Origin of the sequence: Komagataeibacter europaeus LMG 18890 (genome assembly GCF_000285295.1) — a bacterium.
Taxonomy (GTDB): domain Bacteria; phylum Pseudomonadota; class Alphaproteobacteria; order Acetobacterales; family Acetobacteraceae; genus Komagataeibacter; species Komagataeibacter europaeus.
In genome coordinates this window covers 1-9,678 of the sequence record NZ_CADP01000096.1, presented here as the reverse complement: position 1 = coordinate 9,678, position 9,678 = coordinate 1, and the positions used below count along the sequence as shown (strand labels likewise).

Genomic DNA, 9,678 nt, shown 5'->3' with positions numbered 1-9,678 from the left:
GGCCAGTGCCGTAGATCCGGTGTTTCTCCAGTGTGCGAATAGATAGTCCGACGAAGCGCGAGGCATCGGGCGTGCGCAGATAGCGCGGCGGCAGATCGCTGTAATTGGCGGACATGAGGTGGCTCCGTGGTCGCTGGCTGGGGCCGCGGGACAGATGCGGCCAGCAGGGATCAGCGTGGCGGAGCGAGGTCTTCCGGGACTAGGACCGATCTCACCGGGGACGAGATCGGTCCTTGAAGGGGGACGCTGACAAAACTCCTCCCCCAACAAACATCGTGTTATTGGACTTCGGTGGGCGCAGCTATGTCCGGGAAAACGGAGGAAGGCTTACTACGACTGGGATGCGGATGCCGGATAAAGTCTGCGAGCAACCCGCTCCATGGTCAGCCCCTGCACGATGATGGTGAACACGACGACGCCGTAACAGACCGGCAACAGCAGGTCGCGCAAGTCTCCAGGCGGCAATCCAAGTGCCAGAGAGACGGAGATGCCACCACGCAGGCCGCCCCAGGTCAGAATACCGAGAACGCGGCCCCGCTCCCATTGCCTCAGATGAACCGGAAGCGTTGAAAACAGCACGCTCAATGCCCGCACGGCAATGGACAGCGGGATTACGGCAAGCGTCGCCAGCACCGTAAACAGATGCGGCGTGATCTCAAGGATTTCAAAGCCGATCAGCATGAACAGCAGAACGTTCAGCACCTCATCAATGAGTGTCCATGCGCTGTCGAGTTCCTTGCGGGATGCCTCATCGAAAACGGAGTGACTATAGCTTGTTCCAAAACACAGTCCCGCGACGACCACAGCAATCGCGCCCGACATGCCAAGCTGATTGGCGATGCTGAAGGTTCCAGTCGCCAGAGCCAGCGACGTCAGCAGATCAATATGCGGATCCCGCTGCCCCTTAAGCACACTGAGCGCGATCCATCCACTCAGTGCGCCCAGCAAACCGCCACCGATCGCCTCGCGGCAGAAACTCAGAGCAATCTCGGAGGTGGTTACCCCCTGACTGTCCCCGGTAGCGAGTCCGATCGTGACACCGAAAATGACAACCCCTACGCCATCATTAAACAGGCTTTCCCCCGCGAAAACAGCCTGAAGCGGTCCTGGCAATCCTAGACGTTTCAGCATTCCCACGATCGAAACCGGATCGGTTGGTGCGAGAATAGCGCCGAGGACGATGCACCATGCAAAAGGAATGGCGTGACCTAACAGGGGAAAGACATACCACGCCGCGATCGCCAGAAAGGCGACAGCCAGCACGGTCCCCAGAACAGAGAGGGCCGTGACCGAGGCAAGCTTTGCTCGCAGATACCCGACATTCACCTGCATGGCTCCAGCAAAAAGCAGAAGCGACAGCGCACCATTAAGAAATGTCACAGGCAGATTGATGGATCCGAGCACAGATCGTGGAAGAGCTTGAAGATCATAGGCCGGAATCAGCGGATTCAGGATCATGACCAGAAGCGATGTCAGCAACGAAAAGACAAGCACGCCAATCGTGACTGGAACGCGGAGCGTATGGTGATTGAGAATGCTGAATCCTGCCGAGAGTGTCAGAAGCAGGGCGAGGAGGCTGATGGTATCCATGGTTTCACCGCTGGCCGCTCCCACTTCCTACGTCAAGAAAAACCGGCAATGGGCCGCCACTAGAAAATCTTGATTGTTTGTTGAGTGGCACAAGCAGGGACGACACCGGCCTACCGCCCACGAAACGGGTGCAGTAGCAGGCGCCGATATCCTCCGTCAGTCAGTCCCCGCGCAAAACGCACCAGCCGTTTCATGCGGAAATGCAGATCGTGCGAGAGCCAGTCCCCTGCAGAAACCTCCCGACCGAACAGGACGCCGGCGATCTCGCGCTGCGACACCCCGTCGTCCAGACCGTCGAGCGTCCGGAGCGCCAGGATCAGCCTGCGGATGCGATCGGATGACAGGCAGGCCGGATCACGACCGGGACGCCGCTCCATCAGCACGCGCCAGAGCCGCAAGGCGGCCTGGACACGCAATTCGAACAGAGCGTCGAGCGGCAGAAGCACGCCGACCTGAGCCCCGTCAGGCGGCAGGACGTACAGCCGCAGGATCGTCTCCTCCCGCTCGACCAGCACTTCTCCCGCCATATCGGCTGCCCAAGCGAGTGAGAGTGGCCGATACGGCGCGTCAGCCAGTGCTGTCGGCAGGGGGACAACCGCAATCACGGCCGGCGATACCGCAACAGTCCAGAGGGCGGTACGCGGATTGAGGGCCGTGCGGACACTCTCGAAATCGCAACCCCCAGCGCCGGGCGAAGGCTTCGGCGTCTGTTGCGGATAGCGCGGCCCGGCGCGCGGCGCGCTGAAGGGCGGCACGATCGCGGATAAAGTCCCGATTGCGACTGACAAACTGCAAAGCAAAGGCAGGGGCGTCGAGCGACCGCAGGCCCTCGTACGCGCTCGCCGACTGCCAGTTGGCGCGGCTCATGGCGTCGTCTCCGATGCGTAACGGGTGGGAACAGGGCAAGCACTTGCTCGCGAGAGTATGCCAGACCGGCCCGCTGCCCGCTACGCCCCGGTCCTGCAACAGGTCTTGCTGATAACGCAACGATTGAGGGTGTCAGTGGGGAGCACCGCCCCGCAGGAGATGCTGGTAGCCATGTTCGGTCATCCAGTGCGCCCGCGCCAGATGGCTGTGCCAGCAGCGGTGGACGCCCTCGGGATCGGCTGCCGGGTCGCGATGGAGCACGATGCGGGCGACCTCGCGCCAGTCGGCGCCGTCGGCCTCGGCGTCCAGCAGACGCAGATAGGTAATCAGATGCTGTTCGTCGTAGCCGGTGAGACAGGACGCTTCCGGGGCACTGTCGGCGACGGACGGGTCGAGCGGTGGCTTCTGCATGATGCGGCCGATCAGGTCGGAGAACGAACGCGACGCACCCTAGCCTGCCGCGTTTCGGTACCGGAAGTCTCGTTAAGAAACATGACGCCGCGCCCTTGTCCGGACTCGATGAACAGGATGCCCGCCGCCTCCAGCGCGCGGCGGACCTGGTCGGTCGTACCCTCATGGACACCGAGACCGCGCTCGGATTCGAGGCGCTTGAGTGCGGTCAATGCTACGAGGGCCTTTTCAGCAAGCATCTCCTGTGTCCAGTTCAGGAGTGCCCGTGCCGCCCTTACCTGTCGGCCGGTGATCATCCATGATCACATCCGACATGCTCGGATTACACACCAGAAATACGACTATAATAGTCGCGTTAGAGCGATTCAATATCGTTCTTTCAGGATGATGGCAAAGAGGAATCGGCGTCTGGATTTCCAATGGCGCGGGCGACCATGCAAGAAAACCCCCGCCTTACGCGGGAGCCTCCCTGTCCGTGGCACCCTTGCGGGCCAGTTCCGCGGTCGCCCGCTTCAGCTCACGCTCGATCTGCGTCCGCTCGCCCCGGCTCAGGTAAAAGCTGGTCAGTTCGGCGCGCAGCATCTGGATCTGGTCGTGTAGCGTGGTCATCGTCCTGCTCCTTTCGTTTGTGGAAGACAGGCCGTCGCCTCATGCACGCGTGAACCGGGTCAGGGATCGCCGTAGGCGACCGCGCCAGCGGCGCGCGGGGGAGCCGATTTTGTTCGGGACGGCCGACAGGACGGCTCGGGCAAAATTGGGGGGACCGCGCGTCCTTGAGGCGGTTCACGCCGGGCATGGTACAATGGGAAGACTGAGGGAAGCCCTGTTCCCCCGGCCATGCCCGGAGACAGGCCGATCGGATCGAGGGCGATAAGCCACGCCCCCCCCCCCGCGCTTCCCTTCCGGTAATGCGAAGGCCCCGCCCGGATCAGCCGGGCGGGGGACCGCGGGTGCCTCAGTCGCCGTTGCGGCGACCGTTGGGGCGAGACCAGATCAGGCTGTAGGTCTCGCCGTCCTCGTCATTGAAGAGATTGGCGAAGATCGGGGCGTTGAAGCTCGGATCGTCCAGCTTGAGGCCCAGATAGCTGCGTCCTTCGTTGGACTGCTTGGACCAGGCCGCCCCGATCTCCGCCCTGTTGACGAACACCCTGTGGCTTGGGGCGTTGTCGCTCTGGCGTCCGGTCTCGGGGACGATGCGGACATTGCGGACCTGAACCGAGAGGGTGACGATTTCGCCGACATATTCGTTGCCGGTCTTTTTGAAGGTGCCGATGGTCGCCATGATACTGCTCCGTGATCTCTGTTACCGAGCCCGCACCATTGCGGCCTCGATGGCGATCGACGAGCCGGGGGCGATCGGCGGCGCACCCCCTGGGGCCGCAGAGCAGCGGAGGACGGCGGGGCGGAATTTTCTTGTTTCGCGAGGAATGACGGCGCAGCCGGCAGGGGAAGAAAATTATGGCTCGCCGTTGCGCCATGGACGATCGAGGCGCAGCCGACCTCGGCTAGATCAGCCATCTTGAGAGGCAGCATGCGTGCGCGGCCCGACAGAGCACACATCACGGAGACTATGGCGACCGGCACAGCGCACGAGATCCGGCGGCAACCATAATAGCGGCGTCATCTTCCTTCCATACCAGCCACCGAACCGGCCCGTTCCGGGACTGCGCCTCACCGGACATGCCCGGCTTCCCCGTTGCGATCGGCCTGCGGGAAATCAGAGCGCCAGTTCGTTTGCTTCAACAGGCGGACCGTATCTGGAACAGCGCGTCGCATCCGCGCTTCGCTGCCCATCGCTCCCCGCCTCTCGATGACGTGGAAAGACAGGCAGGTACCTGATCCATGCCTGCCCGCCGGCTGCCGCGCAGGCGGTCAGACCCGCACGACGCTCCCGTTGGCCGGTTCGGGCGGGGCCATGCCGGTAAAGCGGACGAACGCGGTGATGCCGACCGCAATGGCGCCGATGACCGAAAAGAAGAGCTGCCAGACGACGGACGGCATCATCATCTCGGCGAGACCGTGCGTGGCGCTATAACCGGCAATGATGGCGGGCACGGTATAGAGCAGGACGATCAGCCCTCTCAGCCAGATCCACGGTGCGCAGGCGAGTGCGATCTGACCGACTGTGAAAGTCGCAATGCCCGCCATGACGCCGACGATAAGCGCGCCGATTACTCCGGCGCCGGTATGGAGCGCCCAGAGCCCGGCATATAGCCCGCCGGCAAACGGCAAGGCGAAGACCGCGAGCGTGAACATGAGCCAGCAGAAAAATCCAATGCCGGCGACGATCAGGAACAGTGCGAAGATCACCATGATGGCGGCTCCCGTAGAGATGACATGATCTGAGGGTCACGCCTGCCACCACCACCACGGCGCAATCCGCATCATAGAGAAAACGATGTATCGACGGAACGAGAATCGTACTGACGTCCGCCAAGCGGACGTGCATCGTGGGGCTGCTCAGGGAGACAACGTCATGGCGGACATCACGGGACGCGAACTGCATCTGGTCAAAAAGGCGCTCGCCATTGCAGTGCTGGCCATTGAACAGCAACCAGGGCCGTTTCAGTCCTATTCGGACATGCAGGACATGAAGGGCCTGCTCGACCTTCTGGCGCCCGGCGATACCGAGCTGGCCTTCTATGTCCGTTCCGCGCGGATCGCCGTCACGGGTAATCCGGACTGAAGACGGCGCTCACGCGCCGCCTCCGAACCGCAGGACCGGGATACCGAGGCGCTTCGCCTTGTCGGCCAAATTCTCCTGGATACCGGTTCCGGGAAAGACGATGACGCCAATCGGCAAGGTATCGAGCATGGCGTCGTTGCGGCGGAAGGGCGCGGCCTTGGCATGCTTCGTCCAGTCCGGCTTGAAAGCGATCTGCACGATCTCGCGGTGATTAGCCCAGCGAGACGCGACGAACTCCGCGCCCCTGGGCGAACCACCGTGCAGCAGCACCATGTCGGGATGCTTGGCACGGACCTTGTCCAGCCGGTCCCAGATCAGGATATGGTCGTCGAAGTCCAGCCCCCCAGTCACGACGACCTTGGGGCCGGGCGGGACCAGCAATTCGCTCTCGGCGCGACGTCGGGCGTTGAGAAAGTCACGGCTGTCGATCATAGAGGCCGTCATGGTCCGCCGCGATACCAGCGAGCCGGTCTTCGGCCGCCACGCGCTCAGGGTCAGCCGCTCGAACTGCTCCTGCGCCTCGTCGCGGAAGATCTCGTAGGCGTTGCGGCGTTCGATCAGTGTCAGCCCTTCGGCGATCAGTCGCTCCAGTTCCACCGAGCGGATCTCGCTGCCATCCTGATCCTGCTGGCTGCGTTTCTGCGCCTGCTCGTTGCGGTCAAGCTCACGCTCGACCTGGCCGACCATGCGGTGGAAGATGTTCACGGTGGACCAGAGCAGCGCTTCGAGGTCCGGTTCCAGCCGTGTGTCAGTCAGCGTCGCGGCGACGGCGTCGAAGATGTCGGCCACAGCACCCCCGATGCGCGGAGCTTCGGGCAGCGGCCTTGGATCAGGCTCGTCCTCGAAGGGACGGTAGCCATACATCTGAAGTTCAGCCAGCACATGGGCGGTGGATGAAGCGGCGTGCGGCGGTTCAAAATCATCGGTGCGGGTCATGATGCGGTCCTCCCAGGTCTCCGGCCGCGCCCTTCGCGGCCTTTCCGGGGGCGGATAGCGGCAGACCAGGGACGGGCCGGAACCGCGCGCTCGCGCGCGGCCGCAGCACAGCGAAGGATGGCAGGGGGCCGGCTATTTTGCTTCGCGATGTAAAGCGCCCCCAAAGGGGCGCGACGGAAAATAGCTGGCTCACGCCATTGAAGGCCCGGCCCGGCTGACGCCCGCTCCCCACTTGAAAGGCCGGGGCGCGAACCTGCCGAACGGGAGGCACGACAGGACCGCCGATAGAAGACGGAAACCGCCCGCCCCTCTTTCCGGCCCGCTCATGTGCCGGCAGTCTCCAGAAACCGTGCCACGTCCGGTGGCGCAAGTTGCGGATGCAGGATCGCCCGCAGTGCGCCGCGTCCGAGCGCCCGGAGATCATCGTTGAAATCGCCCAGCCGTGGCGACAGCCCGATCACCTCGATCCCGGCGTCATCCGCGCGGGCGTGCAGCGTCGCCAGCGCCTGATCCCCGGCCGGATCATCGTCGCGCAGCACGTAGAGCCGGCGCAGCAGCGGCGGAAAGATCAGGGCGGCGAGATGCGCCGAGGACAGGCATGCGGCCAATGGCAGATCGGGCAGAACCTGCCGCAGCGACAGCACCGTCTCGATGCCTTCCCCGGCGGCGAGCACATCGGATGCCACCCCAAAGCGCACGGCATGGCCGAGCAGCCCGCCCAGGGCGCGACGCGGATGATCGACCGGCGCCTTGCCACGGCCGTCCTCCGCCAGCCAGGTGCGGTGCACACCGGTCAGAGTGCCGTCGAGATCGGTGACGGCGGCGATCATGGCGGGCCAGGTCTCGGTCGGGCTGTCGTCGTCCGGGCGATAATAGCAGTGCGGATGGAAGCTCAGGGCTCCGGTTCCGTGCAAAAGCGTAATGTCGCGTCTGCGGAGATACGCCTCTACGGACGTGCCCGCGATTGGCCCGGACATGGCCCAGAGTCGACGTGCGGCTTCCGACGAACTGGCAGGGCCGCGTTCCTGCGCGGGACAATCCCTTGAAGAAAGTGCCGGATCGGGGCGAGGTAGACTGAGGAAGGCGCGCGCCTCGTCCGCCACGTCACGGAAATCCACCAGGCCGAGGCTTTCGCGGATTACGTCGAGCAGGTCGCCATGCTCGCCGCTACTGGCATCCGTCCATTTTCCGGCCCTGCCGTTGGCGGTGTCGCGCAGCCGGACGAACAGCGACCGGCCGGGCGCGTTACGCACGTCACCGACCAGCCAGTAATTGCCGTGACGGCGACCGGCGGAAAGATACCGCCGGCACACCGCCTCCGCGTTCTCCGCCAGACGACGGGCGAGATCGCCTGCATCATGCAAGGTCATCGCCCTGCCCTCCTGTGTCGGGATTGCCTCCGTCCAGGGCGATCGCCAGCCAGCGATCGGTGGTCATCCATGAAATCGTTTTGCGCCTGCCAAGGTCAAGCAGATGCGCACCGCCGCTGAAGGCGCCTATCCGGGGACGTGAGGCCGTATTGGCCCACTGGAATCCCCATCGGCCCCGCAACCGGAATATTCGCGCACAGCGTAGCACGAATTCCACCACCTGATGCGGATCTCCGATCGTCTCATCGTGCATCCAGAGTTTCGTGCCGCCATATTCGGGCACGATCGATAGGACAAAACCGTCAGAGGGTGGATCTTCCGCCGCCAGTTCGTCCATGAACGCATTGTAGAGGTCGAGCGCCTTTGCGGCATTGTCCACTGTGCCCACATCGAGAACGCAGGAAAAATGCGTGAAGAAATCAGCCATCGGAAAAACTCCCGAAACGAAAAAGCCCGGCGCAGTGGCCGGGCTCGTAAAAACGTCTTTACGGAAAAGCGTGCAGTCGTCTTTCAGGACGCACGCTCCATCAGCCTGCGGGCCTTCTCCTCCAGATCCAGCCGCGTGTCCTGATTGGCCTTTGTCCGCGCCAGCGCCGTGATCCCCTGCACGAAATCGAACACGCTCTCCGGCTTGCGCCCTTCCTCATGCAGCACGGTTTCGATGATCTTCGTTGTCTCTGGCTTCGAGAACCCGCGACGACGCAGGAAACTTTCGCGGTCCTCGTCGGTTTTCGCCACCAGCGCCTTGCGCGAGGCCTGAATGCCCGAGACGAACGAGGCCGGGCTGGCTGTGGCGAAGTTCCGTAGCGCCGGTGTCGCCTGATGCACGAAGCGTGAGGCTGCAAACTTGCTATGCCGGATCGTGATCTGTTCGAAATTTTCGACGCCCCACAACATACGATTTTGACACACTCCGCGCAGGTAGAATGACGCAATGCCGAGGCTCTTGCTGCCGACTTCTGAATTCCATGCATAGAAACCCCGGAAATAGAGATCGGGCTCACCATTGGGCAGGCGTCCCGCCTCAATCGGGTGTGTATCGTCGACGAGAAACAGGAACACATCGCGATCCGATGCGTAGAGCGTCGTGGTTTCCTTCGTAATGTCCACATAGGGGTTATGGGTCATGGTGGCCCAGTCGATCACACCGGGCACCTTCCAGTTGGTATCGCCGGTGCCATCACCGGCGATCTTGCGCACCGCGCCCACCAGTTCATGGTCCCAGATACGACCGTAATCGGGACCAGTTAAAGCACGCAGTTCGACGCGCCCGTCCTCGGTTTCCAGCGTCTTGACCAGTTCGGCCCGGTGCGACAGCAACCCGTGCTGCAGGTTGATTGCCGCCAGCGGAGCCGGAAGATTGCGCAGGTACGACGAGGGGGCACCAACCAGGCTGCACATCTGGCCAAAGGACCAGTGTGTGGGAGCAATCGGGTCATTCTGCCCCGGCACGGTCAGGGTCAGGCGCTCGGCATTGTCGCGGCTCGCCTCCACTCGGATGGCGCGGCTTTCTACCGTGCGGGCCGTAGCCCGATCCGCACGCGCCAGCGTGGCGGCATGCAGCTCGGACAGCGAGAGATACCGCTCATCATCGGGGCGCGAGAACCATTCGGACGAGACGCGGGCACTACGCTCCCCGCGCGAAGGATCGATCCGGAAGCCGCCGGACGCCGCACCACGGAACGCAGGGGGCAGGATGGTGGTTGTAGTCATGGAAAACTCTCCTCTGATGCCGGTTATTCGGCACCAAAGGCGAAGCTGCCCTCTTCCTCTGATCACCACTTCCCACGCGGGATCCCATCCAACCGCAGAAACACC

Annotated in this window: 13 protein-coding genes and 1 pseudogene; 1 reads left to right on the top strand and 13 read right to left on the bottom strand. The window is 63.2% G+C overall.

Translation table 11 applies throughout. The features are described from left to right. The 9 genes and pseudogenes from GEU01_RS27005 to GEU01_RS17150 form a co-directional block, all read right to left on the bottom strand. Positions 1-115, bottom strand: a pseudogene (locus GEU01_RS27005) (helix-turn-helix transcriptional regulator); the annotation flags it as partial. 215 nt (positions 116-330) lie between these two features. After that, complete coding sequence (locus tag GEU01_RS17180) at positions 331-1,590, bottom strand: cation:proton antiporter (protein WP_019087063.1); 1,260 nt, start codon at positions 1,588-1,590, stop codon at positions 331-333. A gap of 110 nt (positions 1,591-1,700) precedes the next feature. Continuing rightward, positions 1,701-2,117, bottom strand: coding sequence for a DUF2285 domain-containing protein (locus GEU01_RS17175; protein ID WP_019087062.1), 417 nt, complete (start codon positions 2,115-2,117; stop codon positions 1,701-1,703). Positions 2,118-2,157: 40 nt separating this feature from the next. Further along, the gene (locus GEU01_RS27000) at positions 2,158-2,457 is read right to left on the bottom strand and encodes a transcriptional regulator domain-containing protein (protein ID WP_232272599.1); all 300 of its coding nucleotides are present in this window, start codon (positions 2,455-2,457) and stop codon (positions 2,158-2,160) included. A gap of 132 nt (positions 2,458-2,589) precedes the next feature. Beyond that, positions 2,590-2,868, bottom strand: a complete 279-nt coding sequence (locus GEU01_RS17170) for a DNA -binding domain-containing protein (protein WP_019087061.1) — start codon at positions 2,866-2,868, stop codon at positions 2,590-2,592. An 11-nt stretch (positions 2,869-2,879) separates the two neighbouring features. Continuing rightward, the gene (locus GEU01_RS17165) at positions 2,880-3,107 is read right to left on the bottom strand and encodes an XRE family transcriptional regulator (RefSeq protein WP_456303522.1); all 228 of its coding nucleotides are present in this window, start codon (positions 3,105-3,107) and stop codon (positions 2,880-2,882) included. Between the two features lie 214 nt (positions 3,108-3,321). Further along, positions 3,322-3,477 carry a hypothetical protein gene (locus GEU01_RS26440; RefSeq protein ID WP_019087059.1) on the bottom strand — a complete coding sequence of 52 codons (156 nt, stop codon included), beginning with the start codon at positions 3,475-3,477 and terminating at the stop codon, positions 3,322-3,324. A 346-nt stretch (positions 3,478-3,823) separates the two neighbouring features. Continuing rightward, the gene (locus GEU01_RS17155) at positions 3,824-4,150 is read right to left on the bottom strand and encodes a DUF736 domain-containing protein (RefSeq protein WP_019087058.1); all 327 of its coding nucleotides are present in this window, start codon (positions 4,148-4,150) and stop codon (positions 3,824-3,826) included. A gap of 590 nt (positions 4,151-4,740) precedes the next feature. Further along, positions 4,741-5,181 carry a hypothetical protein gene (locus tag GEU01_RS17150; RefSeq protein ID WP_019087057.1) on the bottom strand — a complete coding sequence of 147 codons (441 nt, stop codon included), beginning with the start codon at positions 5,179-5,181 and terminating at the stop codon, positions 4,741-4,743. 163 nt (positions 5,182-5,344) lie between these two features. Here GEU01_RS17150 and GEU01_RS17145 point away from each other — a divergent pair, with 163 nt between their 5' ends. After that, complete coding sequence (locus GEU01_RS17145; RefSeq protein ID WP_019087056.1) at positions 5,345-5,554, top strand: hypothetical protein; 210 nt, start codon at positions 5,345-5,347, stop codon at positions 5,552-5,554. 9 nt (positions 5,555-5,563) lie between these two features. Here GEU01_RS17145 and GEU01_RS17140 read toward each other — a convergent pair whose 3' ends face one another. From GEU01_RS17140 to GEU01_RS17125, 4 genes are all read right to left on the bottom strand, one after another. After that, entirely contained in the window at positions 5,564-6,490 is a 927-nt protein-coding gene (locus tag GEU01_RS17140; protein ID WP_019087055.1) for a DUF2493 domain-containing protein, read from the bottom strand. Positions 6,491-6,813: 323 nt separating this feature from the next. Next, positions 6,814-7,860 carry a DUF7146 domain-containing protein gene (locus GEU01_RS17135; protein ID WP_019087054.1) on the bottom strand — a complete coding sequence of 349 codons (1,047 nt, stop codon included), beginning with the start codon at positions 7,858-7,860 and terminating at the stop codon, positions 6,814-6,816. After that, entirely contained in the window at positions 7,847-8,287 is a 441-nt protein-coding gene (locus GEU01_RS17130; RefSeq protein WP_010517766.1) for a hypothetical protein, read from the bottom strand. Before GEU01_RS17130 ends, GEU01_RS17135 begins: the two co-directional genes overlap by 14 nt. 83 nt (positions 8,288-8,370) lie before the next feature. Further along, positions 8,371-9,573: a hypothetical protein gene (locus GEU01_RS17125; protein ID WP_019087053.1), complete on the bottom strand. Its 1,203-nt coding sequence runs from the start codon at positions 9,571-9,573 to the stop codon at positions 8,371-8,373. Positions 9,574-9,678: the final 105 nt, after the last annotated feature.